This window comes from Streptomyces thermolilacinus SPC6 (assembly GCF_000478605.2).
Taxonomy (GTDB): Bacteria; Actinomycetota; Actinomycetes; order Streptomycetales; family Streptomycetaceae; genus Streptomyces; species Streptomyces thermolilacinus.
The window spans coordinates 4,426,129-4,453,128 of record NZ_ASHX02000001.1 but is presented as its reverse complement, the minus strand read 5'-3'; the positions used below and the strand labels follow the sequence as shown (position 1 = coordinate 4,453,128).

The window sequence follows — 27,000 nt, the reverse complement described above, 5'->3', positions numbered from 1 at the left end:
GATGCGTTCCCGGTCCGTCTCGCCATATGCCGGGGGGCGACCGAAATTCCACTCGGTCGCCCCAGGCCGTCGGCGCGTATGGCTGACAGGAGGTCAGGAAAGACCGGGGAAGAAGATCTTCATCTCCCGGATGGCGGACTCCTCGGAGTCCGAGGCGTGGATCAGGTTCTCCCGGACGATGGTGCCGTAGTCGCCCCGGATGGAACCGGGCGCCGCGGCGATCGGGTCCGTCGGACCGGCGAGCTGCCGCACGCCCTCGATGACCCGCTCGCCCTCGACGACCATGGCCACGACGGGGCCGGAGGACATGAACTCCACCAGCGGCTCGTAGAAGGGCCGTCCGATGTGCTCGGCGTAGTGCTGCTCCAGAATCGCCCGGTCCAGCGTGCGCATCTCCAGCGCGGTGACGCTCCAGCCGGCCTTGCGCTCGATGCGGCCGATGATCTCGCCGATCAGGTGCCTTCGGACGGCGTCGGGCTTGAGAAGGACGAGGGTGCGCTGCGTCATCGTGGAACGGCTCCTTGCGGCCGGGGTGTGCGGTTGCGCCAGAGGTTACCGGTTGTGACGATCGAGGCCGCACCCAGGGCCGTCGCAGGTCCCCGCGGGAGCGGGGAGCACGACCGGCAGGACGGCGAGCACGAGGGCAAGCCAGGGCCATCCCCGCCTGTGCGGGGAGGACGGCCCGGGTGCGGCTTCCATCGCGACACGCCGGACCGACACCCGGCTACGCCGACGAAGCCTCGGCCTCCTGCTGTGCCGCCCACTTCGCCTTCGCCTCGTCGATCTTGCGGCCGAAGTGGATGGACGCCCACCACAGGCCCGCGAACAGCGCGCCGAGGAAGAACATGATCGGCACGACGAGCCCGCTCACGATGAGCGCGATCTGAAGCGCCCAGCCGAGCTGGAGCCCACCCGGACGGGTGATCATGCCGCACAGCAGCACGCTCACCGCCATCAGGACACCGCACACCGCCCAGACGGTGCCCATGTCCAGAGCCGGGTCCTTCATCGCCACCAGGCCCGCGAAACCCAGCACGAAGAACTCGCCGATCAGCGTCGAGGCGCAGAGCGTACGCATGTGTGTCAGCCCTTCCGCAGGAGCAGCCGGGCTTCCCCGACCGTGATCACCGAACCGGTCACCAGCACGCCCGCACCGGCGAACTCGCCCTCTTCCTCGGCGAGCGTGATGGCCGCCTCCAGCGCGTCGTCGAGACGCGGCTCGACGACCACCCGCTCCTCGCCGAAGACCTCCACGGCGACGGCCGCGAGCGCGTCGGGGTCCATCGCGCGGGGCGTGGAGTTCGCCGTGACGACGACCTCCGCGAAGATCGGCTCGAACGCCTCCAGCAGGCCCCGCACGTCCTTGTCGCCGCTCGCGCCGACCACGCCGATCAGCCGGGAGAAGCCGAACGCCTCGCGGACGCCCTCGGCGGCGGCCTGCGCGCCGGCCGGATTGTGCGCGGCGTCCAGGACGACGGTCGGGCTGCGCCGGACGACCTCCAGGCGGCCCGGCGACGCGACGGACGCGAAGGCGCGGCGGACCGTGTCGAGGTCCAGGGGCCGGGCGTGCTGCGCGCCGATCCCGAAGAACGCCTCGACGGCGGCGAGCGCCACGGCGGCGTTGTGCGCCTGGTGCGCCCCGTACAGCGGGAGGAAGACGCCCTCGTACTCCCCGCCGAGGCCGCGCAGGGTGAGCAGCTGGCCGCCGACGGCGACCTCGCGGCTGACGACGCCGAACTCCATGCCCTCGCGGGCGACGGTGGCGTCCGCCTCGACGGACTTCTTGAGCAGCACCTGCGCGGCGTCCACCGGCTGCTGGGCCAGGATGACGGTGGCGTCCTGCTTGATGATCCCGGCCTTCTCACCGGCGATCTCGGCGGTGGTGGTGCCGAGCCGGTCGGTGTGGTCGAGGGAGATGGGCGTGACGACGGCGACGGAGGCGTCGATGACGTTCGTCGCGTCCCAGGTGCCGCCCATGCCGACCTCGACGACGGCCACGTCGACCGGGGCGTCGGCGAACGCGGCGTACGCCATGCCGGTGAGCACCTCGAAGAAGGACAGCCGGTACTCCTGGCTGCCGTCGACCATCTCGACGTACGGCTGGATGTCGCGGTACGTCTCCACGAACCGCTCGGCGTCGATGGGGGCGCCGTCCAGGCTGATCCGCTCGGTGATCGTCTGGACGTGGGGCGAGGTGTACCGGCCGGTGCGCAGGTCGAACGCGCCGAGGAGCGCCTCGATCATGCGGGCCGTGGACGTCTTGCCGTTGGTGCCCGTGATGTGGATGGAGGGGTACGCGCGCTGGGGCTCGCCCAGGACGTCCATCAGGGCGGCGATCCGCTGGACGGACGGCTCCAGCTTGGTCTCGCCCCAGCGGGTGGAGAGCTCCTGCTCGACCTCCCGGAGGGCCTTGTCGAGCGCCGGGTCGGCGGGGCGGGCCGGTACGGGGTCGCCCTGCGGCGGGCCGGCCTGTGCGCGCAGGGTGCGGCTGCCGGCCTCGATCACCGCCAGGTCGGGGTCTCGGGTCGTCTCCGCCTCGACGATGTCGTCGAAGTCGGCGAAGTCGTCGCTGTCCGGGTGGTCGCTGGACGGGGGCTGCTCACTCACGCGTCCAGTCTACGGAGGGCCGCCGACAGCGCCGGTCGCGCCCCGCGCGCGGGGCGGGACGCCGGTCGCCGCCCCGGTGTGCGCGGCCGGGGCTCCTCGCGCCCGCCGCACGCCCGGGGGCCCCGGAACCGGTCGGTCGGTTCCGGGGCCCCCGGTGGTCGCGCGGTCGGCCCGCGGGCGGGTCAGGCCTGCGGGAGGTTCGCCAGCTGGGCCTGGATGCGGGCGATGTCGGCCTCAGCCTTGGCGAGCCGGGTGCGGATCTTCTCCACGACCTGGTCGGGTGCCTTGGCGAGGAAGGCCTCGTTGCCGAGCTTGCCCTCGGCCTGGGCCTTCTCCTTCTCGGCGGCGCCCAGGTCCTTCGTGAGGCGCTTGCGCTCCGCCTCGACGTCGATCGTGCCCGACAGGTCGAGCGCGACCGTGGCCCCGGCGACCGGCAGGGACGCCGTGGCGTGGAAGCCCTCGCCCTCCGGCTGGAGGCGCAGCAGCTGGCGGATGGCCGCCTCGTGCGCGGCGAGCGGGGTGCCGTCGAGCTCCAGGCGGGCGGGAACCTTCTGGCCGTCCTTGAGGCCCTGGTCCTTGCGGAACCGGCGGACCTCGGTGACGACGCCCTGGACGAGCTCGATCTCCCGCTCGGCGGCGTCGTCGCGGAAGCCGCTGTCGGCCGGCCAGTCGGCGACGACGAGGGACTCGCCGCCGGTGAGGGTGGTCCACAGCGTGTCCGTGACGAACGGGACGACGGGGTGCAGCAGACGCAGCATCACGTCGAGGACCTCGCCCAGCACGCGCGCGGAGACCTTCGCCTGCTCGCCGCCGGCGAAGAACGTCGTCTTGGACAGCTCCACGTACCAGTCGAAGACCTCGTCCCACGCGAAGTGGTAGAGCGCCTCGCTGAGCTTGGCGAACTGGAAGTCCTCGTAGTACGCGTCGACTTGGGCGACGGTCTTGTTGAGGCGGGACAGGATCCAGCGGTCCGTGGCGGACAGCTGGGAGGCGTCCGGGAGGGGGCCCTCGACGGTCGCGCCGTTCATCAGGGCGAAGCGCGTGGCGTTCCAGATCTTGTTGGTGAAGTTCCGGGACGCCTGGACCCAGTCCTCGCCGATCGGCACGTCCGTGCCGGGGTTGGCGCCCTTGGCGAGGGTGAAGCGGACGGCGTCGGAGCCGTACGCGTCCATCCAGTCCAGCGGGTCGACGACGTTGCCGAAGGACTTCGACATCTTCTTGCCGCGCTCGTCGCGGACGAGGCCGGTGAGGGCGATCGTCTTGAACGGCACCTCGCCGTCCATCGCGTACAGGCCGAACATCATCATCCGGGCGACCCAGAAGAAGATGATGTCGTGGCCGGTCAGCAGGACGTCGGTCGGGTAGAACTTCGCCAGGTCCGGGGTCCGGTCGGGCCAGCCGAGCGTGGAGAACGGCCACAGGCCGGAGGAGAACCACGTGTCGAGGACGTCGGTGTCCTGCGTCCAGCCCTCGCCGGTGGGCGGCTCCTCGTCCGGTCCGACGCAGACGACCTCGCCGTTGGGCCCGTACCAGACGGGGATGCGGTGGCCCCACCACAGCTGGCGCGAGATGCACCAGTCGTGCATGTTGTCCACCCAGTCGAAGTAGCGCTTCGACATGTCCTCGGGGTGGATGGCGACGCGGCCGTCGCGGACGGCGTCACCGGCGGCCTGCGCGAGCGGGGCGACCTTGACCCACCACTGGAGGGAGAGGCGCGGCTCGATGGTGGTGCTGCACCGGGAGCAATGGCCGACGGAGTGGACGTACGGGCGCTTCTCGGCGACGATCCGGCCCTGCTCGCGCAGCGCGCCGACGACGCTGGAGCGCGCCTCGAAGCGGTCCAGGCCCTGGAAGGGCCCGTGGACGGTGATGACACCGCGCTCGTCCATGATGGTCATGGACTCCAGGCCGTGGCGCTGGCCGATGGCGAAGTCGTTCGGGTCGTGGGCCGGGGTCACCTTGACGGCGCCGGTGCCGAACTCGGGATCGACGTGGGTGTCGGCGACGACGGGGATCGTACGGTCCGTCAGGGGTAGCTTGATGCGCTTGCCGACGAGGTGCTTGTACCGCTCGTCGTCCGGGTGGACGGCGACGGCGGTGTCGCCGAGCATCGTCTCGGCGCGGGTGGTGGCGACGACGAGGCTGTCCTCGCCCTCGCCGTAGCGGATGGAGACGAGCTCGCCGTCGTCCTCCTGGTACTCCACCTCGATGTCGGAGATGGCCGTGAGGCAGCGGGGGCACCAGTTGATGATGCGCTCGGCGCGGTAGATCAGCTCGTCGTCGTAGAGCCGCTTGAAGATGGTCTGGACGGCGCGCGAGAGGCCCTCGTCCATGGTGAAGCGCTCGCGGTCCCAGTCGACGCCGTCGCCGAGGCGGCGCATCTGGCCGAGGATCTTGCCGCCGTACTCCTCCTTCCACTGCCAGACGCGGCGGGCGAACTCGTCGCGGCCGAGGTCGTGGCGGGACTTGCCCTCCTCGGCGAGCTGCTGCTCGACCTTGTTCTGGGTGGCGATGCCCGCGTGGTCCATGCCGGGCAGCCACAGCGCCTCGAAGCCCTGCATGCGCTTGCGGCGCGTGAGGGCGTCCATGAGGGTGTGCTGGAAGGCGTGGCCCAGGTGGAGGCTGCCGGTGACGTTCGGCGGCGGGATGACGATCGTGTACGCGGGCTTGTCGCTCGTGGCGTCGGCCGCGAAGTAACCGCGCTCTACCCAGCTCTCGTACAGCTTCCCCTCTACGTCGGCCGGCGCGTACTGGGTCGGCAGTTCGGGGACGGATGCTGGCTGATGCTGAGTGTTCTCGGTCACGGGCCCAGTTTAGGGGTGTCACAGCCGCGTACTGAAACGGGAATGTTCCGTGACGGTGCACACCCCGTGGACACCGGGGGGCGCTCCTTCGGCCAAGATGTGAGCAACGCATAAACGTCTGGATGGGGGATCCCCTTAATGAGCTACAACCAGCCGGGCCCGTACCCCGGGCAGCCTCAGCAGCCCGGCCCCTACGGCCAGCCGGGCCCTTACGGCCAGCCGGGTCCCTACGGCCAGCCCCAGCAGCCCCCGCAGGCCCCGCAGCCCGGCTACGGCTACCCGCAGCAGGCACCGCCGCAGCCCGGGTACGGCTACCCGCAGCAGCAGCCGCCCGCGCCGTACGGGCAGCCCGCGCAGCCGGGCGCGTACGGCCAGCCGGGGCAGCCCGGGTACGGCCAGCCGCCGCAGCAGCCCCCGTACGGCGCGGGGCCCGGCTACCCGGGCGCGCCGGTGCCGCCGCAGGCCCCGAAGAAGAAGACGGGCCTGATCATCGGCGTGACGGCCGGTGTGGTGGCGCTGGGGGTGGGCGCGTGGTTCGTGTTCGGGGGTCTGGGAGGCGGCCTGGAGGACGACGGCCCGCACAAGCTGGCGACGCCGACGACGGTGTTCGGCGGCGAGTACAAGCGCCTCAGCAAGGACGGCGCCGACAGCGGCTCGATGAAGGACGACCTGGAGAAGGCGGGTGTGCAGAACGGCACGTCTGTCACGGGCGCGTACAACACGGTGGACCCGAAGAAGATCGACATGTCCGACCCGTCGAAGTCGCCCGAGCTGATGACGGCGAAGTCGGTGTCCTTCAGCGGCGTGTACGGCAAGGTGGCGGACCCGGAGAAGACGCTGGACGCCTACTTCGCCGGGGTGCGCGCCGAGGCGGACAAGGACAAGGACAGCAAGTTGAAGCTGATCGGGTCCCCGGAGGAGATGGCCCCCGACGGCTTCAACGGCGTGATGAAGTGCCAGTCCATCGAGGGCCAGCACGCCGTGACGAAGCAGCAGCAGACGAACTGGTTCTGCGCGTGGGCGGACTACAGCACGGTCGCCGTGGTGTTCGCCGCCGAGGCGACGAAGGGCGTGGACAAGCAGACGGCGGCGCAGGTCACGGCCGACCTCCGCAAGGAGGTCCGCGTCAAGGCCTGATCGCGGACGCGTACGACGGAGGGCGCCCGACCGGTCTGTGGACCGGGCGGGCGCCCTCCGTCGTACGAACGGGGGGTACGGGGTTACGCGCTCTTCTCGTGGCGGCCCTGGTCCTTGACGACGCGGGGGACCAGGGTCGGGTTGACGTTGTTGTGGACGACGTCCTCGGTGATGACGACGCGGGCGACGTCCTTGCGGGACGGGACCTCGTACATCACCGACATGAGGACCTCCTCCATGATGGCGCGCAGGCCGCGGGCGCCCGTGCCGCGGAGGATGGCCTGGTCGGCGATGGCCTCCAGGGCGGGGCGGTCGAAGTCCAGCTCCACGCCGTCGAGTTCGAAGAGGCGCTGGTACTGCTTCACCAGGGCGTTGCGCGGCTCGACCAGGATCTTGAGGAGGGCCTCGCGGTCCAGGTTGTGCACGGAGGTGATGACGGGGAGACGGCCGATGAACTCGGGGATCATCCCGAACTTCACCAGGTCCTCCGGCATGACCTCCTGGAACTGGTCGCTCGCCTCGATCTCGCGCTTGGAGCGGATCGTCGCGCCGAAGCCGATGCCCTTGGCGCCGGCCCGCGACTCGATGATCTTCTCCAGTCCGGCGAAGGCGCCGCCCACGATGAACAGGACGTTCGTCGTGTCGATCTGGATGAACTCCTGGTGCGGGTGCTTGCGGCCGCCCTGCGGCGGGACCGAAGCCGTGGTGCCTTCCAGGATTTTGAGGAGGGCCTGCTGGACGCCCTCGCCCGACACGTCGCGGGTGATGGACGGGTTCTCGCTCTTACGGGCGACCTTGTCGATCTCGTCGATGTAGATGATGCCCGTCTCGGCCTTCTTGACGTCGTAGTCGGCGGCCTGGATGAGCTTCAGCAGGATGTTCTCGACGTCCTCGCCGACGTACCCCGCCTCGGTGAGCGCCGTCGCGTCGGCGATGGCGAACGGGACGTTCAGCATGCGCGCGAGCGTCTGGGCGAGCAGCGTCTTGCCGGAGCCCGTGGGCCCGAGGAGCAGGATGTTGGACTTGGCGAGCTCGATCGCGTCGTCCCTGCCCTGCGCGCCGCCGTTCTCACCGGCCTGGACGCGCTTGTAGTGGTTGTACACCGCGACCGAGAGCGCCTTCTTCGCCGGCTCCTGGCCGACGACGTAGCTCTCCAGGAACTCGTAGATCTCGCGGGGCTTGGGGAGTTCCTCCCACCGCACCTCGCTCGTCTCGGCGAGCTCCTCCTCGATGATCTCGTTGCAGAGGTCGATGCACTCGTCGCAGATGTACACACCGGGGCCTGCGATGAGCTTCTTCACCTGCTTCTGGCTCTTTCCGCAGAACGAGCACTTGAGCAGGTCGCCGCCATCACCGATGCGTGCCACGAGGTGCTTCCCCTTCGCCTGGGAGCGGCTTGTTCGCAGCCGACTCCTGGTGCCTCATATCCGACGGTACCTTGCCGGGCCCCCCGTTCGGGCCCCCCTTGGCACGGTTCGCGTCGGCGGGGTCCGCCGGGGGCGCCGTGCCAAGGGAAGGTCGAGCGTCAGGCCGCCGCGCCGGCCGTGCTCTTGCGGGTCGAGACGATCTGGTCGATCAGGCCGTACGCCAGGGCGTCCTCGGCCGTGAGGATCTTGTCGCGCTCGATGTCGTCGCGGATCTTCTCGATCGGCTGCGTGGAGTGCTTGGCCAGCATCTCCTCCAGCTGCGTACGCATCCGGAGGATCTCGTTGGCGGCGATCTCCAGGTCGGAGAGCTGCTCGCGGCCCGTGCCGCCGGACGGCTGGTGGATCAGCACACGGGCGTTGGGCAGGGCCATGCGCTTGCCGGGGGTGCCGGCGGCGAGGAGGACGGCCGCCGCGGAGGCCGCCTGGCCCATGCAGACGGTCTGGATGTCCGGCTTCACGAACTGCATCGTGTCGTAGATGGCCGTGAGCGCCGTGAAGGAGCCGCCGGGGCTGTTGATGTAGACCGAGATGTCACGGTCGGGGTCCATCGACTCCAGGCACAGCAGCTGCGCCATGACGTCGTTGGCGGAGGCGTCGTCGATCTGGACGCCGAGGAAGATCACGCGCTCTTCGAAGAGCTTGGCGTACGGGTCGTACTCGCGCACGCCCTGGGAGGTGCGCTCGACGAAGCGGGGGACGACGTAACGGTTGTCCACCTGCGGGCCGGTGTAGAGGCCGCTCGCGGAGAAGTTGCTCATGGGGTGTTCACCATCCTGGTGGCGTTCGGCGGGCTGCTGGGGCGGGGGCTGTCGGTGTGGCGGGCGGGGGCGCTCAGGCGCCGGTGCCGCCACCGCCCGGAACGCCCGAGGCGGCGGAGATGATCTCGTCGATCAGGCCGTACTCCTTGGCCTCGTCCGCGGTGAACCAGCGGTCGCGGTCGCCGTCGCGGATGATCGTCTCGACGGTCTGGCCCGAGTGGCGCGCCGTGATCTCGGCCATGCGCCGCTTGGTGCGGAGGAGGTACTCGGCCTGGATCTTGATGTCCGAGGCGGTGCCGCCGATGCCGGCGGAGCCCTGGTGCATCAGGATGTCGGTGTTGGGCAGGGCGAAACGCTTGCCCGCCGTGCCGCCGGTCAGCAGGAACTGGCCCATGGAGGCGGCCATGCCCATGCCGATCGTGACCACGTCGTTCGGGATGTACTGCATGGTGTCGTAGATCGCCATGCCGGCCGTCACCGAGCCGCCGGGGCTGTTGATGTACAGGTAGATGTCCTTGTCCGGGTCGGCGGCAAGGAGCAGCATCTGCGCGGTGATCTTGTTGGCGATGTCGTCGTCCACCTGCTGGCCGAGGAAGATGATGCGCTCGCCGAGCAGCCGGTTGTACACATGGTCGCCGAGGCCACCACCGATGGACGGCTCACCCGCGGCGTAAGGCATCAGATTCGTCACGTATCCACCTGCTCGTCTCTGACGGCTGCGGCCGTCTCAGCGTCTGTCGTACTGGGGGCGGGTACTCCCCTGCCCTCGTATTCATGGACCCTAACGCGCAGGTGGACGGGCGCCATCCCGGTTCCCGAACTGTTCGCTGGGAGCGCAAGGTTCCTTGAGTACGACGGCGGGCCCCGGTCGCCAGTTGCGTCCGGAGCCCGCCGCGGAGCTCAGGGCGAGACCGATCAGGCCTCGGACTTCTCCCCGGCCTGCGCCTCGGTGTCGTCGCCGCCCTCGGAGGCCTCGACGGTCTCGGCCGTCTCGTCCTCGTCGTCGTCCATGACGACCGGCTCGCCGTTCGTGTCGGTGACCTTGGCGGACTCGACCACGAGGGCCAGGGCCTTGCCGCGGGCGACCTCGCCGACGAGCATCGGGACCTGGTTGCCCTCGACGACCGCCTGGGCGAACTGGTCGGGGCTCATGCCGGAGGACGCGGCGCGGCGCATCAGGTGCTCGGTCAGCTCGTCCTGGTTGACGTTGAGCTTCTCCTTGGAGACGAGCTCGTCCAGGATGAACTGGGTCTTGATGCCCTTGACCGCCTGCTCCTTGGTCTCGGCGTCGAACTCCTCGACCGTCTTGCCCTGGAGCTCCAGGTACTTCTCCAGCGTGAGGCCCATCTGGCCGAGCTGGTGGTGCTCCAGGTTGTGCTTGCGGGTGTTGACCTCGTCCTCGAGGAGCTTCTCGGGGATCGGGACCTCGGCCAGCTTCAGCAGCTCGTCCAGGACGCGCTCCTGGGCCTGGGTGGCCTGGTCGTACTGCTTCATGTTCTCGAGGCGCTTGCGGCTGTCGGCCTTCAGCTCGTCGAGGGTGTCGAACTCGCTGGCCATCTGGGCGAACTCGTCGTCCAGCTCGGGGAGCTCGCGGGCGGCGACCTGGGTGACCTTGACGGTGACCTCGGCCTCCTTGCCCTCGGCGGAGCCGCCCTTCAGCGTGGAGGTGAAGGTGGCCTCGCCACCGGCCTCCAGGCCGGTCACGGCCTCGTCGATGCCCTCCAGCAGCTCACCGGAGCCGATCGTGTACTGCACGCCGGTGGCGACGCCGTCCGGCAGGACCTCGCCGTCCACCTTGGCCTCGAGGTCGATCGTCACGACGTCGCCCTCGGCGGCGGCGCGCTCGACCGGGGAGGTGGAGGCGAAGCGCTCGCGCAGCTGCTCCACGGACTTCTCGACGTCCTCGTCGGTGACCTCGACGGCGTCCACGGTGACCTCGATGCCGGAGTAGTCCGGGATCTCGATGGCCGGGCGGATGTCGACCTCGGCGGTGAAGGCCAGCAGCTCGCCGTCCTTCAGCTCCGTGATGTCCACCTCGGGCTGGCCGAGGGGGTTGACATCGGCCTCGTTGACCGCCTCGGTGTAGAGCTTCGGAAGGGCGTCGTTGACGGCCTCCTCCAGCACCGCACCACGGCCGAACCGCTGGTCGATGACCCGGGCCGGGATCTTGCCCTTGCGGAAGCCCTTGACCGTGACCTGCTGGTTGATCTTCTTGTACGCCGCGTCGAGGCTGGCCTTGAGCTCCTCGAAGGGCACCTCGACAGTGAGCCGAACCCGGGTCGGGTTCAGGGTCTCCACGGCGCTCTTCACGGTTCGGTCTCCTTGGTGGCTGATTCTGGGTTTCTGCCGGGGCGCTGACTGCGGCGGCCCAGCCGATCGGCCCGGTCAGAGAGACACACGGGCACGTAGTCTGCATAGTAACCGCAAGGAGTACGGGCCCCACAACGTGATCTTGGTTGCGCGCGGCACCCGTGGGGCGCTCCCCCGGCACGCGCGCGGTCGTCCGCGTGGTGGTCTGTCGTGGTCGGGGTGGCGGGATTTGAACCCACGGCCTTCCGCTCCCAAAGCGGACGCGCTACCAAGCTGCGCCACACCCCGTCGGTGCGACACGTAGGGTACATGGCCGCGGGCTCTGCGTCGGCACCTTTCAAGGGGTGTGCGACCTGGCGCGGGGACCCGCTACGATGCTCTACGTGGCGCGGCCGTCGCTCCCCGGGGTGACGCGCGGTGTGCCGCTCGCGGGCGTAGCTCAATGGTAGAGCCCTAGTCTTCCAAACTAGCTACGCGGGTTCGATTCCCGTCGCCCGCTCCACATGCATCAGGGCCAGGTCGGAGGGTCATCCCCCGCCCTGGCCCTGTCGCTTTCCCGGTCTTGTTCCGGTGCCGCGTGCGCGTCGCGCGCCTGCCCCGTCCGTGATCCCGCTATCGAGCCCGCGGGCCGGCTTCGGACCGTCAGCGTCCGCGGCCGTGCTTGTGGAGTGCCGCGCCGGCCCTGAACCGGATACGCCCGAAACGGTCACGCTCTTCCTCGGAGGCGTCCTGCGGGCAGCAGCAGTGCCGCGACAGCCAGTGAAGGTCGTCCGGGTCGAGCCACAGGGGCACACGCCCCTTCTCCCGCTCAGCCTTCGGATCAGTCGGTTCGATGTCGGCCACCAGCGGAGACTGGCTCGCACCCCTTCCCTGCCCGGTCGGCCGGGGACGAGCGCTTCCGCACCGGCTGCGCGGGTTCGGTTCCCGGTCGCCCGCCCGGTACGGCCCTCCGGGCCCGGTCCCGTCGCGCGGGCAGGGGGAGGCGCCGCGACCCTGGGTGGTTTCGGGGCGCGGGCGGCGGTGTGGCCGGAAACGGCGGGCGGTCTTCGGCTAGAAGCTGATCTTGCTGATGGACGACGCTATGTCTGTGAGGATCTTGTTGATGGTCGGCCCGACCCCCGAGGACGCGAGGAAGAAGCCGAACAGGGCGGCGACGACGGCGGGGCCCGCCTTGATCGAGCCGCCGCGGATCATCACCACCAGGACGATCAACAGCAGCAGCACCACGGACAGCGAAATGGCCATGACTGATCCCCTCGGTCGGCCTGCTCGGTCGGCCCGGGGGCACACGGCCCGGCACACCCCCGTACACGTTCATCGTGCCACCAACGGCCCCGTTCATGCCGCCTCCTGACGGATCGTGGACGGCCGTGATCCCTGCCGCCCGGCGGCCGGTGCGGTCGGCGTTGCGTGTCGCGGGAATTCCGCAACGGAATGCACGGTGATCTCTCCAGGGCGCCCGCATGTCCGTCACAGGAAATTCAACAGGGCCGCGCACGGCGGCTCGACCGATGGTGTGACGCGGTGATCGCCGGGGTGCTATGGGGCTTATGTGCGGGATTTGTCGTGGCATTCCAGGCATCGCGCGCGATGCCGTGATGTGCTTTTCCGGTTTTTCGCGAGGGCGTGGAGCGGAGCTAGGGTGCCTCGAATGTTCCAGCCACCCCAGGAAAAGCAGAGTCAGCGGGACCCCTTCTTCGACAACGCGAAATACCTGGCGATCGTGCTCGTCGCGGTGGGTCACGCGTGGGAGCCGGTCATGGAGGGGAGCCGTGCGACACGTGCGCTGTACATGCTCGTGTACGCCTTCCACATGCCGGCGTTCGTGATCATCTCCGGGTACTTCTCACGGAGCTTCGCCGGGCGGCCCGAGCAGCTGAGACGGCTCGTGGGCGGGGTGCTGGTGCCGTACCTGGCGTTCGAGGTGGCGTACACGCTGTACCGGCGGTGGGCGGAGGACGCCCCGCAGCAGGCGTTCTCGCTGACCGACCCCTTCTACCTGACCTGGTTCCTGCTGGCGCTGTTCGTGTGGCGGCTCTCGGCCCCGCTGTGGCGCGCCCTGCGGTACCCGCTGCCGGTCGCCGTGACCGTCGCGGCGCTGGCGTCGCTGACCCCGCGCATCGCGGCGGACCTGGACCTCCAGCGCGTCCTTCAGTTCCTGCCGTTCTTCGTGCTGGGCCTGTCGCTGCGCGAGGAGCACTTCCGGATGGTGCGGGCGCGGGCCGTGCGGCTTGCGGCCGTGCCGGTCGCGGTGGCCGCGGTCGTGGGGGCGTACGCCGTGGCGCCGCATGTGCGGATGGGCTGGTTCTACCGGAACACGAGCGCCCAGGAGCTGGAGTACGCCTGGTGGGCGGGGCCGCTGGCGACGGTCGTGCTGGGCGCGGTGGCGCTGGTGCTGACGGCGGCGTTCCTGGCGTGGGTGCCGTCGCGGCGGACCTGGTTCACCGTGCTGGGCGCGGGCAGCATCTGCGGCTATCTGCTGCACGGGTTCGCGGTGAAGGCGCTCCAGTACTGGAATCTGGTGGACGCCTACGCGGTGCTGGCCACGCCCGCGGGCCGGGTCGGGCTGACGGTCGCGGCGGCCGTGGCGGTGACGCTGATGTGCACCCCGCCGGTGCGGCGCGCGCTGCGGTGGGTGACGGAGCCGCGCCTGGAGTGGGCGTTCCGCCGGGGGGCTCCGGGTGGTGCGGGAGCTTCGGGTGCGCCGGGTGGTGCTTCCGGGGCTGCGGCGGAAGCCGGGCCCAGTGCCGAAACCGGTGCCGGTGCCGGGGACGGGGCCGCGGAGGGGCGGGCGGTGCCCGTCGGGGCGGTCAGCCGGAGCTGAGGCCGAGGAGCCGTCGTACGCGCGCGTACTTGGCGGTCAGCCGGGCCCGGGTCGGCTCGTCCAGGACGGCGAGCCGGTCCGGATCGGCGTTGTGCGCGAGGTCGGCCTCCTTGACCAGCCGGGCGCCGGGCACGGCCAGCACCCGGGCCGTGTAGTCCGCCAGGTCCTCGCCGGGGCGCTTGGTGAGCGCCAGCACGATGTCCTTGACCTGCCGGGGCAGCGCGGCCTGTGCGAGCCACTCGGCCGACAGGGCGCCGTCCTCGATCGCGTCGTGCAGCCAGGCCGCGGCGATCTGGTCGTCGCTGCCGCCACGGGCCCGTACCCCCTCGGCGACGGCCTGGAGGTGCTCGGCGTACGGCCGTCCCGCCTTGTCCGTCTGCCCGGCGTGGGCGCGGCGGGCGAGCGCTTCGACCTGCGGCAGGGTGAGGTTCGGCCTGCGGTGACTGTACGCGGCCCGCGGGCGCGGGGTCAGGCCTCGCGGGAGATCAGGAGCAGCGCGCGATCGTCGTTGACGTCCTTGGCGCACGCCTCGATGAGGTGCCAGGCGGCGCCCCGGAAGCCCGCGGTGACATACCGGTCGGCCTCGCCGGTGAGCCGGTCGATGCCCTCGGCGATGTCCCGGTCGGCAGCCTCGACCAGCCCGTCGGTGAACAGCATCAGCACGTCGCCGGGGCGCAGGGTGCCCTTGACCGGGTGGAACTCGGCGCCGTCGTAGACGCCGAGCAGCGGCCCGTCGCCGGACTTCTCCTCCCAGCGGCCGGTGCCCGCGTGCAGCTGGAGCGCCGGGAGGTGCCCTGCGGACAGCAGCTCGTAGTCGCCGGAGTCCAGGTCGAGGACCAGGTGGATGGAGGTGGCGAAGCCCTCGTCCCAGTCCTGGCGCAGGAGGTAGCCGTTGGCGGCGGGGAGGAAGCCGTGCGGCGGCAGTGAGCCGAGCAGTCCGCCGAACGCTCCGGACAGCAGCAGGGCGCGGGAGCCCGCGTCCATGCCCTTGCCCGACACGTCGGTGAGGACGGCTTCGAGGGTGCGGCCGCCGTTGGTGCGGGCGGCGACGACGAAGTCGCCGGAGAACGACTGGCCGCCCGCCGGGCGCAGCGCCATCTCGCGGTGCCAGCCCTTGGGCAGCGGCGGCAGGGCGCTCTGGGCGCGGATGCGTTCGCGCAGGTCGAACAGCATGGTCCCGCCGCGCCGCCAGGGGACGCCGACGCGGGCCCTGAACTGGGCGATGAGCAGGCCGAACAGTCCGCCCGCGGCGACGACGAGGACCGTGCCGGGGGTGACCCGGGCAGCGCCCTCGGTGTACGGGCCGAGCGCGGCCGACTCGACGATCAGGGCGGCGGCAGCGGCGGCGTACAGGCCGAGCAGGCTCGCGGGGCGCAGCACGAGGCCGCCCGCGACGATCGGGAGGACGAGGGCCTCGGGGGCGCACCACACGGGGGTGGCGATCGTGGCGAGCATGATCGCCGGGATGGTGAGGAAGAGGCCGACCAGGGCGATCCAGTCGGAGCCGTCGCCGCGGAAGTAGTCCACGGCGGACCTGCGCAGCGCGACGCGGGCCCGCTGCACCGCCTTGCGGTACCGGGCCGCGTACGTGTCCGTTCGTGGTGCGCTGCGGGCCATTGGCCTGGACCCTATCCACCCGGGCGGCCGACGTGCAGGGGGACCCCCGTGACATTGCGTTCGAAATCGGGTCGCACGGCGGTGGGACGGGCTGATACGGATGGCATATGACGACAGAGCCGAGGGTCCTCACCGCAGCCGAATGGGACGACTGGTACGGGCAGTTGGAGCGCGCTTTCGGGGGTGTCGCCGAGGCACCGGAGGAGCGCGCCCTGTGGCGGGCGCTGACCGAGCACGAGCGCTCGCTGGGCGTGTGGGACGGGGACGTGTGCGTCGGGACGGCGGGGGCGTTCTCGTTCCGCCTCTCGGTGCCGGGTGGGGCGGTGGTGCCGACGGCCGGGGTGACGATGGTGAGCGTCGCGCCGACGCACCGCAGGCGGGGCATCCTCACCTCGATGATGCGGCGGCAGCTGGACGATGTGCGTGCCTGGGGCGAGCCGCTGGCGGTGCTGACGGCGTCGGAGCCGGACATCTACGGGCGGTTCGGCTACGGCCTGGCGGCGCAGCGGATGCGGGCCGAGATCGACACCGTACGGGTGCGGGTGTCCGTTCCGGAGGGGACGGACGGCGTACGGCTGCGGCTGGCGCGTCCCGAGGACGTGGCGGCCGAGTGCGAGGCCCTGTACGCGCGGTCGGTGCCGCTGCGGCCCGGCATGACGGAGCGGCGGCCGGGCTGGGAGGCGCTGCCGCTGCTGGACCCGCCGTCGCGGCGGGGCGGGGCGTCGCCGCTGACGTGTGTGGTGGCGGAGCGGGACGGGCGGGTCGCGGGGTACGCGCTGTACCGGGTGCGGCCGGACTGGGACCACGCCGGTCCGGCGGGAACGGTGGTACTGGAGCACGTGGGGGCGCTCGACCCGGTGTCATACGCTGCCCTATGGCGCTATTTGTTCGAAATTGATCTGACCACGACCATTTCGGCCTCGAATCTTCCGGTGGACGACGCGTGGCAGCACCTCGTGTCCGATGTGCGGCGGTGCGGGATCGCGCTGCGCGACGGGATGTTCGTACGGCTCGTGGACGTCGGCGCGGCGCTGGAGGCGCGGACGTACCAGGCGCCGGTGGACGTGGTGTTCGAGGTCGCGGACGACTTCTGCCCCTGGAACGCGGGGCTTTGGCGGCTCACCGGGGACAGCGAGGGCGCGCGGTGCGTGCGGACGGACGACGCGCCCGAGCTGGCGTTGTCCGTACGGGAGTTGGGCGCGGCGTACCTGGGCGGGTTCTCGCTCGCGTCGCTGGCGCTGGCCGGGCGGGTGCGTGAGCTGCGGGAGGGCGCGCTGGCGGAGGCGTCGGTCGCGTTCGGCTCGCGGCTCGCGCCCTGGCTGCCGCACGGCTTCTGAGCGCCGCCGGGGTCCGGGGTGCCCCGGCGGCGGCCTCAGCGGCGCTGGCAGCCGGGGCACCAGAAGAGGTTGCGGGCGGCGAGACCGGCGGTGCGGATCTCGCCGCCACAGATGTGGCAGGGCTGCCCGGCCCTGCGGTACACGTACACCTCTCCGCCGTGGTCGTCCACGCGCGGCGGACGGCCCATGACCTCCGGGGTGTGCTCGGGGCGCACGGTGTCGATGCGGTTGGCGCGGACGCCCTCACGCATCAGTGTGGCGAGATCCTGCCAGATCGCGGTCCACTCGCGCTCGGTGAGGTCCTTGCCCGCGCGGTACGGGTCGATGCCGTGCCGGAAGAGGACCTCGGCCCGGTAGACGTTGCCGACGCCCGCGATGACCTTCTGGTCCATGAGCAGCGCGGCGATCGTCGTGCGGGAGCGGGAGACGCGGCGCCAGGCGCGGTCCGGGTCGTCGCCCTCGCGCAGCGGGTCGGGGCCGAGCCGGTCGTGCACCGCCCGCTTCTCGGGGTCGGTGATCAGCGCGCAGGCCGTGGGGCCGCGCAGGTCGACGTACGCCCCGTCGTGGGCCAGGCGCAGCCGGACCGTGTCGGTGGGCGGCGGCACCGGGGCGCCGCCGAAGGTGACCTTGCCGAACAGGCCGAGGTGGATGTGCACCCACTCCCCCGCGCCGAAGCCGAGGAACAGGTGCTTGCCGTGCGCCTCGGTGGTCTCCAGGACGGTGCCGTCGAGCAGCGCGGCGGCGTCGGAGAACTTGCCCTGCGGGCTGGTCACCCGCACGGCGCGGCCGCCGAACCGTTCCCGGTAGTCGGCGGCCAGCCGGTGGATCGTATGCCCTTCGGGCACGGGTCAGTCCTGCTGCGGGTGGTGGGCCGGGATCGGGGGGAGCTCGCCGGTCGTCTCGTACGCGGCGAGCATGTCGATGCGGCGCGTGTGGCGCTCGTCACCGGAGTACGGGGTCGAGAGGAAGATCTCGACGAACTTGGTGGCCTCCTCCGTCGCGTGCATGCGGGCACCGACGGCGACGACGTTGGCGTTGTTGTGCTCGCGGCCGAGGGCGGCGGTCTGCTCGCTCCAGGCCAGGGCGGCACGGACGCCCTTCACCTTGTTCGCGGCGATCTGCTCGCCGTTGCCGGAGCCGCCGATGACGATGCCGAGGGCGTCGGGGTCGGCGGCCGTCTTCTCCGCGGCGCGCAGGCAGAACGGCGGGTAGTCGTCCTGGGCGTCGTAGATGTGGGGTCCGCAGTCGACGGGCTCATGGCCGTGGGCCTTCAGCCACTCGACGAGGTGGTTCTTGAGTTCGTAGCCGGCATGGTCCGAGCCGAGGTACACGCGCATGGCTCCGAGTGTGACACGGGGGCGGCTCCGGGGCGGCCCCCGGGGTGGGCGGTGCGGGGGTGGGCGGTGCGGGGGCCGCCGGGGACGGGCCGGGTGGTGTCCGGGGAACAGGGCGGGCGCTCCGGGGGCGGGGCCGGAGGTACGCAGTCGGGGCCGGGTGGTCAGGGGACGGGCCGGGTGGTCAGGAGGCGGGGCCGTTCATACGGGGAGGCCCCCGACGTCCCGGTGGGCGTCGGGGGCCTCCCCGCAGGTGACGGCGGCGCGGGCCTCAGGAGCGGTCGCCGAGCAGCTTCCAGGCGGTGGGCATCAGGCCCATGGCCAGCGCGGCCTTCACCGCGTCGCCGATGAGGAACGGCACCAGGCCGACGGCGACCGCCTGGGACAGCGACATGCCGGTGGCGAGGGCCAGGTACGGCACGCCGACCGCGTAGATGATCAGCGAGCCGACGGCCATCGTGCCCGCCATGCGCAGGACGGACCGGTCGGCGCCGCGCCGGGCGAGGGCGCCCACGGCGGTCGCGGCGAGCAGCATGCCGAGGATGTAGCCGAAGGACGGCATGGCGTACCCGGCCGTGCCCTGCGCGAACCACGGCACCCCGGCCATCCCGGCCAGCGCGTACAGGGCGAGGGAGAGGAAGCCGCGGCGGGCGCCGAGCGCGGTGCCGACGAGGAGCGCGGCGAACGTCTGCCCGGACACCGGGACCGGCGAGCCCGGCACGGGGACGGAGAGCTGGGCGGCGAGGCCGGTGAGGACGGCGCCGCCCGCGACGAGCGCGAGGTCGCGGGCGTGGGCGCGGCTGGAGGGGAGCAGGTCGGCGAGGACCGCTCCGGTACGGGCGGGGGCGGCGGCAGTGCTCATCGGAACTCCTACTCCGCAGTGCTTCGCGGGCGGTGGGCCAGGGGGACAGGCCCCGACCGTAGCCCAGGGGCGAAGGGGCGATCACCGTCAGCGGACGACAAAGCCCCGCTCCCGTCGTTGGTGGGCTTCACACAAATACCGCGCCCGAACCCTGGATTGGCGTGACGCGTGTCACTTGGGCGACCGGCTGAACCGCCCCTTTTGCGTGGAGGCGTGATCTCCGGAGAGACTGTGGGGTCTCACCAAACGCACGAAGAGAGTGTGCACCGCGCCATGTCCGACACCCGGAGCGACAGCCGGCCCGTCCCCGCCGAGCCCCTGGCGCATGTGCTGAAGCGGCGTCACCTGACGATGCTCGGGCTCGGCGGGGTGATCGGCGCGGGCCTGTTCGTGGGCTCGGGCGCGGGGATCGCGGTGGCGGGGCCGGGGATCGTCCTGTCGTACCTGATCGCGGGCGCGCTGGCGACGCTGATCATGCGGATGCTCGGGGAGATGTCGGCGGCGATGCCCTCGTCGGGGGCGTTCTCGGTGCACGCCGAGCGGGCGCTGGGGCGGTGGGCCGGGTTCTCGGTGGGCTGGCTGTACTGGTTCCTGCTGGTGGTGGTGCTGGCGGTGGAGGCGGCGGGCGCGGCGCGGATCGCGAGCACCTGGTGGCCGGCCGTGCCGCAGTGGGGGTGGGTGCTGGTCTTCATGCTGGTGTTCACGGCCGCCAACCTGGCCGCGGTGAAGAACTTCGGCGAGTCGGAGTTCTGGTTCGCGTCGCTGAAGGTCGGCGCGATCGTGCTGTTCCTGCTGCTGGGCGTGGCGGCGATCGCGGGGTGGCTGCCGGGGCGGGAGCCGGTGGGCCTGGCGAACCTGACGGGACAGGGCGGGTTCCTGCCGAACGGCTGGGCGGGCGTCGTGTCCGGCGTGCTGGCCGTGGTGTTCGCGTTCGGCGGTCTCGAGGTGGTGACGATCGCCGCCGCCGAGTCGGACGACCCGGCCAGGAACGTGGCGCGGGCGGTGCGGACGGCCGTGTGGCGCATCCTCTTCTTCTACGTCGGTTCGATGCTGGTCGTGGTGACGCTGCTGCCGTGGACGGCGATGCGGCCGGGGCTCAGTCCGTATGTGGCGGTGCTGGACTCGGTCGGGGTGCCTGCGGCGGGGACGCTGATGGACGTGGTGGTGTTCGTGGCGCTGCTTTCGGCGCTGAACGCCAATCTGTACGGGGCGTCGCGGATGGTGTTCTCGCTCGCGGAGCGGGGCGAGGCGCCGCGCGGACTGCTGAAGGTGTCGGCGGGCGGAGTGCCGCGCCGGGCGGTGCTGGCGTCGGTCGCGTTCGGATTCGTGTCCGTACTGCTCAACCTTCTGTGGCCGGATTCCGTTTTCCTCTACATGCTCAACTCCGTGGGGGCGGTCCTGCTCTTCGTGTGGGCGCTGATCGCCGTGTCGCAGCTGCGGCTGCGGCGACGGATCGAGCGGGAGAGCCCCGGGGCGCTCACCCTGCGGATGTGGGCGTTCCCTTGGCTCACTTGGGCCGCGCTGGCCGCGATGACGGCTGTCGTGGTGCTGATGCTGCGGGAGGACGCGACCCGCCCCCAGGTGCTCTGGTCCACCGGGGCGACGGCCCTGGTGGTGGGGGCGGCAGTGGTGCGCGAACGTCGCGGACGGTATACGGAAGGATCGTTTCCGGACAACCGGTGATCATGTTCCGCTTGTGAGGAAGCTGTGCCTAAACCTTCACATTGTGTGAGCGCTGTGTCCGTATAGCGGAAACATGTTCCCTGTGACCGGTACACGCATCGACACTGTGGCGACCCTTCCCCTTCCCCGAAGAAACGGAACAGGGCCCACCCATGTCTCGGACCTCCGCGCCCGCGTCCGCCGAAACGGCAGCCGTTGACGCCTCTTCGACGCCGTCGAACGACGCGCCGCTCTCCCACGGGCTGAAGCAACGCCACCTGTCGATGATCGCCCTCGGCGGTGTGATCGGCGCCGGCCTCTTCGTCGGGTCGGGCTCCGCCATCGCGGCCGCCGGCCCCTCGATCGTCATCGCCTACGCGATCTCCGGCCTGCTCGTCATGCTGGTCATGCGCATGCTCGGTGAGATGTCGGCGGCCAACCCTGCCTCCGGCTCCTTCTCCGTCCACGCCGAGCGGGCCATCGGCCCCTGGGCCGGCTTCACGGCCGGCTGGGCCTTCTGGTTCCTGCTCTGCGTGGCCGTGGGCCTGGAGGCGATCGGCGCGGCGAAGATCGTCACGGGCTGGCTGCCGGGCGTGCCCGAGTGGTCGATGGTCGCCCTGTTCATGCTCGTCTTCTGTGTGACGAACCTGGCCGCCGTGAAGAACTTCGGCGAGTTCGAGTTCTGGTTCGCCGCGCTGAAGGTCGGCGCCATCGCGCTGTTCCTGGTGATCGGCCTGCTGGCCATCCTGGGCCTGCTGCCCGGCACCGAGTCCCCCGGCATGGAGAACCTGACCGGTCACGGCGGCTTCCTGCCGAACGGCACCGAGGGTCTCATCGTCGGTCTGCTCGCCTCGGTCTTCGCGTACGGCGGTCTGGAGACCGTCACCATCGCGGCCGCCGAGTCCGAGCGCCCCGTCGAGGGCGTCGCCAAGGCCGTCCGTACGGCGATGTGGCGCATCGCGGTCTTCTACATCGGCTCCATGGCCGTGATCGTCACGCTGATCCCGTGGAACAGCAAGTCGCTCGCCGAGGGTTCGTACGTCGCCACGCTGGAGCACCTGGGCCTGCCCGCCGCCAGCGAGATCATGAACGTCGTCGTCCTCATCGCCCTGCTGTCCGCGATGAACGCCAACATCTACGGCGCCTCCCGCATGGCCTGCTCGCTGGTCGCCCGCGGCCAGGGCCCGCAGGGGCTCGGCAAGATCTCCGGCGGGGTGCCGCGCATCGCCGTGCTGACCTCCTCGGTCTTCGGCTTCGTGTGCGTGCTGCTCAGCTACTGGCGCCCGCAGGACCTGTTCATGTGGCTGCTCAACATGATCGGCGCGATCATCCTGGTCGTCTGGTTCTTCATCGCCATCTCGCAGCTCATCCTGCGCCGCCGCACCGAGAAGGAGGCGCCGGAGAAGCTGGTCGTGCGGATGTGGCTCTTCCCGTACCTGACCTGGGCGGCCCTCGCGGGTATCGCCGTGGTGTTCATCCTGATGGCCCGCGACGCCGGTACGCGTGAGCAGCTGTACTACACGGGCGGCCTGGTCCTGGTCCTCGCCGCGCTCGGCTTCATCCACCAGCAGCGGACCGCCGAGAAGAAGCCCGCGCCCGCCACCGCTGCCGCGGCCACCGCCGCAGCCCCGGCCGCCGCCGCCCCGGCCGCCCCGGCCGCCGAGAAGGCCCCTGCCGAGAAGGCCGTCGCCCTCGGCAAGGAGCCGGCCGACGGCGAGAAGAAGGCGGAGGAGAAGGCAGGGAAGGCCCAGGAGAAGAAGGCCGACGAGGAGAAGGCCGCGGCCGGTGCCGCGAAGGCCGACGACTGATCCACCGGTCCTCGTCAGGAGGCCCCGGCGCGACGACGCGCCGGGGCCTCCCGCCGTTTCCGGCCGACTTCCGCCCCACGGCCGAGGACCGATGATCTTCCGGCGCTTCTGCTGCTAGCCTGCACTTGCACATTGATTGCAATAAGAGTGCGACAAGCGTCGGAGGCTCGGCCATGGCGATGTACACCCTTCCGGAACTTCCCTACGACTACGCGGCGCTGGCGCCCGTGATCAGCCCCGAGATCATCGAGCTCCACCACGACAAGCACCACGCCGCGTACGTCAAAGGCGCGAACGACACCCTGGAGCAGCTCGCGGAGGCCCGCGACAAGGAGCAGTGGGCCGCCCTGAACGGCCTCCAGAAGAACCTGGCCTTCCACCTCTCGGGCCACATCCTCCACTCCATCTACTGGCACAACATGACCGGCGACGGCGGCGGCGAGCCTCTGGAGAAGGACGGCACGGGCGAGCTGGCGGACGCCATCGCCGAGTCGTTCGGCTCGTTCGGCCGGTTCAAGGCGCAGCTGTCCAAGGCCGCCGCCACCACGCAGGGCTCCGGCTGGGGCGTCCTCGCGTACGAGCCGGTCAGCGGCCGCCTCATCGTGGAGCAGGTCTACGACCACCAGGGCAACGTGGGCCAGGGCTCCGTGCCGATCCTGGTCTTCGACGCCTGGGAGCACGCCTTCTACCTGCAGTACAAGAACCAGAAGGTGGACTTCATCGAGGCGATGTGGCAGGTCGTGAACTGGCAGGACGTGGCGAAGCGCTACGCCGAGGCGAAGGACCGCGTGCCGCTGATCGCCCCCTGACGGCGGCGCCGCCCCGCCCCCAGGCGCCCTGCCCGTGATCGTCTTCTCACCCTTCACGCGGCGGGCGGAGAGAGGGAACGGCCCCCGCGAGGACAGGACTCGCGGGGGCCGTTCCGGTGTGCGCGCACGGGCTCAGTCGAAGACCGGGCCCTGGGTGCGGGTGCGCTTGATCTCGTAGAAGCCGGGGGTGGACGCGACGAGCAGCGTCCCGTCCCACAGGCGGGCCGCGGCCTCGCCCTTGGGCGCCGGGGTGACGACCGGGCCGAAGAACGCGACCTCGGCGCCGTCGGGGCCCGGCACCGAGATGACCGGCGTGCCGACCTCCTGGCCGACCTTGTTGATGCCCTCCTTGTGGGAGGCGCGCAGCTCCGCGTCGTACGTGTCCTTCTCGGCGTACTCCACCAGCTCCGCGGGCAGCCCGGCCTCCACGAGCGCCTCGGCCAGCACCTCGCGGTCGTGCGGCCGGCCCTCGTTGTGGAAGCGGGTGCCCATCGCCGTGTACAGGCGGCCCAGCACCTCGGCGCCGTGGAGCTGCTCGGCCGCGATGGCGACGCGGACGGGGTGCCAGGCGGTGGTCCTCAGCGTCTCCCGGTACTCCTCCGGGACCTGGTCGAGCTTGTCCTCGTTGAGGACGGCGAGGCTCATCACGTGCCAGCGCACGTCCACCGGGCGGACCTTCTGGACCTCCAGCATCCAGCGGGACGTCATCCACGCCCAGGGGCACAGCGGGTCGAACCAGAAGTCGGCGGTGGTCCTCGTCTCGGGCATCTGTCTCCTCGTATCCATGAACGTGTACGTGAACGGAAACGTGCGGTAGCGCTCGACGCGTCAACGCGGGAGGCAGCGAGGGCATTCCCGCTTATGGCCGCCTCGGGCGGCGTGGGAGGATCGCCGCGTATCAGACGAGTCACGAAGGAGTGCCCGTGCCCGGTGAGAACCTGTCCCGCGACGAGGCCCGCGAGCGGGCGGCCCTGCTGTCCGTCGAGGCGTACGACGTCGCGCTCGACCTGCGGTCGGCCGTCGCCGGGAGCGAGGCGGAGCAGCGGACGTTCCGCTCGGTGACGACGATCCGGTTCCGCTGTGCGACACGAGGCGCGAGCACGTTCGCGGACCTCCTCGCGCCGTCCGTGACGTCCGTCGTCCTCAACGGGCGCGAGCTGGACCCGTCGGCCGTCTTCGACGGGACGCGGATCGCGCTGGACGGCCTCGCCGAGGAGAACACGCTGGTCGTGGACGCGCAGTGCGCCTACAGCCGCACCGGTGAGGGCATGCACCGCTTCGTGGACCCGGAGGACGGCGAGGTCTACCTCTACACGCAGTACGAACCGGCCGACGCGCGGCGGGTGTTCGCCAACTTCGAGCAGCCCGATTTGAAGGCCCCGTACCGCTTCGAGGTGACGGCGCCCGAGGGCTGGACCGTGTGGAGCAACGGGGCGGAGGAGTCCCGCGAGGGCGGGGTGTGGCGGTTCGCCGAGACGCGGCCGATCTCCACGTACATCACCTGCGTCGTCGCCGGCCCGTACCACCACGTCACCGACGTCTACCGGCGCGGCGATCTGGAGATCCCGCTCGGCGCGATGTGCCGCAAGGGCCTGGCCAGGCACTTCGACGCGGACGACGTCTTCCTCGTCACCAAGCAGGGCCTGGACTTCTTCCACGAGGTCTTCGACTACCCGTACCCCTTCGGCAAGTACGACCAGGCGTTCGTCCCCGAGTACAACCTCGGAGCCATGGAGAACCCGGGCCTCGTCACCTTCCGCGAGGAGTACATCTACCGGGGCAAGGTGACGCGCGCCGCCTACGAGCGCCGCGCCAACGTCGTCCTGCACGAGATGGCGCACATGTGGTTCGGCGACCTGGTCACCATGAAGTGGTGGGACGACCTGTGGCTGAAGGAGTCCTTCGCGGACTTCATGGGCACCTTCTCGATGGTCGAGGCGACCCGGTTCACGGGCGGCTGGACGACGTTCGCCAACAACCGCAAGGCGTGGGCGTACCGCGCCGACCAGCTGCCCTCCACGCACCCCATCACGGCGGACATCCGCGACCTGGAGGACGCCAAGCTCAACTTCGACGGCATCACCTACGCCAAGGGCGCCTCCGTCCTGAAGCAGCTCGTCGCGTACGCGGGCCGGGAGGCGTTCCTGGAGGGCGCGCGCCGCTACTTCAAGCGCCACGCGTACGGCAACACGACCCTCGGGGACCTGCTGGCCGTGCTGGAGGAGACGTCCGGCCGCGACATGAAGGCGTGGTCCCGGTCCTGGCTGGAGACGTCCGGCGTCAACGCGCTGACGCCCGTGGTCCGTTACGACGGGACGGGCGAGCGGATCGCCGAGCTCGTCGTGGAGCAGGAGGGCGCCGAGGCGCGCCCGCACCGGGCCGTCGTCGGCCTGTACCGGCTCCAGGACGGCGAGCTGGTCCGCTACGCGCGCGCCGAGACCGACATCACCGGGGCGCGGACGGCCGTGGCCGAGCTGGCGGGTGCCGAGCGGCCCGCGCTGGTGCTGGTCAACGACGAGGACCTGACGTACTGCAAGGTCCGGTTCGACGCGGACTCGCTCGCCACGCTCCGCGCCCATCTGGGCGACATCACCGACCCGCTGGCGCGGGCGCTGTGCTGGTCGGCGCTGTGGAACATGACGCGCGACGCCCTGCTGCCCGCACGGGACTTCGTGGCGATCGTGCTGGCGTTCGCGGGCCGCGAGTCGGACATCGGCGTCCTCCAGATGCTGCACGCCTGGGTGCTGACCTCGCTCACCCGCTACGCGGCGCCCGCGTGGCGCGCGACGGGCGGCCCGCTGGTGGCGCGGGCCGCGCTCAAGGAGCTGCGGGACGCGGAGCCGGGCAGCGAGCACCAGCTGACGTGGGCCCGGTTCTTCGCGGCGGTCGCCGAGTCGGACGAGGACTTCGCGCTCCTGGAGGGTCTGCTGGCCGGTACGGAGAGCGTGGACGGCCTCGATGTCGACCAGGAGCTGCGCTGGGCGCTGCTGGAGCCGCTCGCCGCGCACGGGCGGGCCGGCGAGTCGGTGATCGACGCGGAACTGGCGCGGGACGACACGGCGTCGGGCAAGCGGCACCAGGTGCGGTGCCTGGCGGCCCGGCCGTCCGAGGACGTCAAGGCGCGGGCGTGGGAGCAGGTCGTGGAGTCGGACGAGCTGTCGAACGCGCTGGTGGAGGCGACGATCGCGGGGTTCGCCCAGCCGTCGCAGCGCGAGCTCGTCGCGCCGTACGCGGAGAGGTACTTCGCGGCGATCGAGCGGGTGTGGGCCGAGCGGTCCATCCAGATCGGGATGGACGTGGTGAGCGGGCTGTTCCCGGCGCTCCAGGACCGGGCGGACACGCTGGAGGCCACGGACGCGTGGCTGGCCGCGCACGAGGGGGCGGCGCCGGCGCTGCGGCGTCTTGTGCTGGAGGCGCGTGACGACCTGGCGCGCGCCCTGCGGGCCCAGGAGTGCGACGCTTCGGCCTGATCCGTGCTCCGCGGGGGCGGCGGTCCGGTGTTCCGGGCGGCCGCCCCCGCGCGTCCGCCGGGTGGGGCCGGTGGGATCTGGTGGGGTCCGGTGGAACCTGGTGGGACCTGGTGGGGTCCGGTGGGACCCGGTGGGGCCGCACATCATCGGCTTTCGAACGCCCGTACTTTAGGGCGGACTTGTCCCCGTTTGGCGACGGGTGTGTAACAGCGGTTAGGGCACCCTGTCCAGGCG

General features: G+C 71.1%; 23 protein-coding genes and 2 tRNA genes. 8 read left to right on the top strand and 17 right to left on the bottom strand.

Annotation, left to right across the window (positions count from 1 at the left end):
• Positions 1 to 93 precede the first annotated feature (93 nt).
• From ndk to J116_RS19295, 4 genes are all read right to left on the bottom strand, one after another.
• Positions 94 to 507 carry a nucleoside-diphosphate kinase gene (gene ndk / locus J116_RS19310; protein WP_023588716.1) on the bottom strand — a complete coding sequence of 138 codons (414 nt, stop codon included), beginning with the start codon at positions 505 to 507 and terminating at the stop codon, positions 94 to 96.
• 217 nt (positions 508 to 724) lie between these two features.
• A complete protein-coding gene (locus tag J116_RS19305; protein WP_023588715.1) occupies positions 725 to 1,078 on the bottom strand; it encodes a DUF4233 domain-containing protein in 354 nt (117 codons plus the stop codon).
• 5 nt (positions 1,079 to 1,083) lie between these two features.
• On the bottom strand, positions 1,084 to 2,607 hold the full coding sequence (gene folC, locus J116_RS19300) for a bifunctional tetrahydrofolate synthase/dihydrofolate synthase (protein ID WP_023588714.1): 1,524 nt from the start codon (positions 2,605 to 2,607) through the stop codon (positions 1,084 to 1,086).
• A 182-nt stretch (positions 2,608 to 2,789) separates the two neighbouring features.
• Positions 2,790 to 5,411 (bottom strand): valine--tRNA ligase, encoded by a 2,622-nt coding sequence (locus J116_RS19295; protein WP_023588713.1) that lies wholly within the window; start codon positions 5,409 to 5,411, stop codon positions 2,790 to 2,792.
• Positions 5,412 to 5,549: 138 nt separating this feature from the next.
• Here J116_RS19295 and J116_RS19290 point away from each other — a divergent pair, with 138 nt between their 5' ends.
• Complete coding sequence (locus J116_RS19290; protein WP_023588712.1) at positions 5,550 to 6,548, top strand: hypothetical protein; 999 nt, start codon at positions 5,550 to 5,552, stop codon at positions 6,546 to 6,548.
• A gap of 83 nt (positions 6,549 to 6,631) precedes the next feature.
• On the opposite strand, the gene clpX is transcribed toward J116_RS19290, so the two are convergent.
• From clpX to J116_RS19265, 5 genes are all read right to left on the bottom strand, one after another.
• Positions 6,632 to 7,915 (bottom strand): ATP-dependent Clp protease ATP-binding subunit ClpX, encoded by a 1,284-nt coding sequence (gene clpX, locus J116_RS19285; RefSeq protein ID WP_023588711.1) that lies wholly within the window; start codon positions 7,913 to 7,915, stop codon positions 6,632 to 6,634.
• Positions 7,916 to 8,073: 158 nt separating this feature from the next.
• On the bottom strand, positions 8,074 to 8,733 hold the full coding sequence (locus J116_RS19280; RefSeq protein WP_023588710.1) for an ATP-dependent Clp protease proteolytic subunit: 660 nt from the start codon (positions 8,731 to 8,733) through the stop codon (positions 8,074 to 8,076).
• Positions 8,734 to 8,806: 73 nt separating this feature from the next.
• Entirely contained in the window at positions 8,807 to 9,412 is a 606-nt protein-coding gene (locus J116_RS19275) for an ATP-dependent Clp protease proteolytic subunit (protein ID WP_023588709.1), read from the bottom strand.
• Positions 9,413 to 9,648: 236 nt separating this feature from the next.
• A complete protein-coding gene (gene tig, locus J116_RS19270) occupies positions 9,649 to 11,043 on the bottom strand; it encodes a trigger factor (RefSeq protein ID WP_023588708.1) in 1,395 nt (464 codons plus the stop codon).
• 211 nt (positions 11,044 to 11,254) lie between these two features.
• Positions 11,255 to 11,331 (bottom strand) — tRNA-Pro (locus J116_RS19265).
• A gap of 140 nt (positions 11,332 to 11,471) precedes the next feature.
• Between J116_RS19265 and J116_RS19260 the strand changes: the two genes are divergently transcribed.
• Positions 11,472 to 11,545, top strand: a tRNA-Gly gene (locus tag J116_RS19260).
• A 140-nt stretch (positions 11,546 to 11,685) separates the two neighbouring features.
• Here the strand turns inward: J116_RS19260 and J116_RS19255 are convergent.
• Complete coding sequence (locus J116_RS19255) at positions 11,686 to 11,886, bottom strand: hypothetical protein (protein WP_023588707.1); 201 nt, start codon at positions 11,884 to 11,886, stop codon at positions 11,686 to 11,688.
• A gap of 207 nt (positions 11,887 to 12,093) precedes the next feature.
• Positions 12,094 to 12,288: a hypothetical protein gene (locus tag J116_RS19250; RefSeq protein ID WP_023588706.1), complete on the bottom strand. Its 195-nt coding sequence runs from the start codon at positions 12,286 to 12,288 to the stop codon at positions 12,094 to 12,096.
• A gap of 406 nt (positions 12,289 to 12,694) precedes the next feature.
• Between J116_RS19250 and J116_RS19245 the strand changes: the two genes are divergently transcribed.
• Positions 12,695 to 13,867: an acyltransferase family protein gene (locus J116_RS19245; RefSeq protein ID WP_023588705.1), complete on the top strand. Its 1,173-nt coding sequence runs from the start codon at positions 12,695 to 12,697 to the stop codon at positions 13,865 to 13,867.
• On the opposite strand, the gene J116_RS19240 is transcribed toward J116_RS19245, so the two are convergent.
• Positions 13,854 to 14,339 carry an HD domain-containing protein gene (locus tag J116_RS19240; RefSeq protein ID WP_051203838.1) on the bottom strand — a complete coding sequence of 162 codons (486 nt, stop codon included), beginning with the start codon at positions 14,337 to 14,339 and terminating at the stop codon, positions 13,854 to 13,856. The genes J116_RS19245 and J116_RS19240 overlap by 14 nt on opposite strands.
• The gene (locus J116_RS19235; RefSeq protein ID WP_023588704.1) at positions 14,336 to 15,484 is read right to left on the bottom strand and encodes a PP2C family protein-serine/threonine phosphatase; all 1,149 of its coding nucleotides are present in this window, start codon (positions 15,482 to 15,484) and stop codon (positions 14,336 to 14,338) included. Before J116_RS19235 ends, J116_RS19240 begins: the two co-directional genes overlap by 4 nt.
• A 107-nt stretch (positions 15,485 to 15,591) precedes the next feature.
• On the opposite strand from J116_RS19235, the gene J116_RS19230 reads away from it, so the two are divergent.
• Positions 15,592 to 16,821 carry a GNAT family N-acetyltransferase gene (locus J116_RS19230; RefSeq protein WP_023588703.1) on the top strand — a complete coding sequence of 410 codons (1,230 nt, stop codon included), beginning with the start codon at positions 15,592 to 15,594 and terminating at the stop codon, positions 16,819 to 16,821.
• Positions 16,822 to 16,856: 35 nt separating this feature from the next.
• On the opposite strand, the gene J116_RS19225 is transcribed toward J116_RS19230, so the two are convergent.
• The 3 genes from J116_RS19225 to J116_RS19215 form a co-directional block, all read right to left on the bottom strand.
• Complete coding sequence (locus tag J116_RS19225) at positions 16,857 to 17,666, bottom strand: Fpg/Nei family DNA glycosylase (RefSeq protein WP_023588702.1); 810 nt, start codon at positions 17,664 to 17,666, stop codon at positions 16,857 to 16,859.
• A 3-nt stretch (positions 17,667 to 17,669) separates the two neighbouring features.
• On the bottom strand, positions 17,670 to 18,158 hold the full coding sequence (locus tag J116_RS19220; protein WP_023588701.1) for a ribose-5-phosphate isomerase: 489 nt from the start codon (positions 18,156 to 18,158) through the stop codon (positions 17,670 to 17,672).
• A 268-nt stretch (positions 18,159 to 18,426) separates the two neighbouring features.
• Positions 18,427 to 19,017 carry a biotin transporter BioY gene (locus tag J116_RS19215; protein ID WP_023588700.1) on the bottom strand — a complete coding sequence of 197 codons (591 nt, stop codon included), beginning with the start codon at positions 19,015 to 19,017 and terminating at the stop codon, positions 18,427 to 18,429.
• A 273-nt stretch (positions 19,018 to 19,290) separates the two neighbouring features.
• Between J116_RS19215 and J116_RS19210 the strand changes: the two genes are divergently transcribed.
• From J116_RS19210 to J116_RS19200, 3 genes are all read left to right on the top strand, one after another.
• Positions 19,291 to 20,700 carry an amino acid permease gene (locus J116_RS19210; protein ID WP_037947985.1) on the top strand — a complete coding sequence of 470 codons (1,410 nt, stop codon included), beginning with the start codon at positions 19,291 to 19,293 and terminating at the stop codon, positions 20,698 to 20,700.
• Between the two features lie 152 nt (positions 20,701 to 20,852).
• The gene (locus J116_RS19205; protein ID WP_023588698.1) at positions 20,853 to 22,487 is read left to right on the top strand and encodes an amino acid permease; all 1,635 of its coding nucleotides are present in this window, start codon (positions 20,853 to 20,855) and stop codon (positions 22,485 to 22,487) included.
• A 173-nt stretch (positions 22,488 to 22,660) separates the two neighbouring features.
• Positions 22,661 to 23,296 (top strand): superoxide dismutase, encoded by a 636-nt coding sequence (locus J116_RS19200; RefSeq protein ID WP_023588697.1) that lies wholly within the window; start codon positions 22,661 to 22,663, stop codon positions 23,294 to 23,296.
• Between the two features lie 132 nt (positions 23,297 to 23,428).
• On the opposite strand, the gene J116_RS19195 is transcribed toward J116_RS19200, so the two are convergent.
• Positions 23,429 to 24,064 (bottom strand): DsbA family oxidoreductase, encoded by a 636-nt coding sequence (locus tag J116_RS19195; protein ID WP_023588696.1) that lies wholly within the window; start codon positions 24,062 to 24,064, stop codon positions 23,429 to 23,431.
• 155 nt (positions 24,065 to 24,219) lie between these two features.
• Between J116_RS19195 and pepN the strand changes: the two genes are divergently transcribed.
• Positions 24,220 to 26,766, top strand: a complete 2,547-nt coding sequence (gene pepN / locus J116_RS19190) for an aminopeptidase N (protein WP_023588695.1) — start codon at positions 24,220 to 24,222, stop codon at positions 26,764 to 26,766.
• The last annotated feature ends 234 nt before the right edge of the window (positions 26,767 to 27,000 follow it).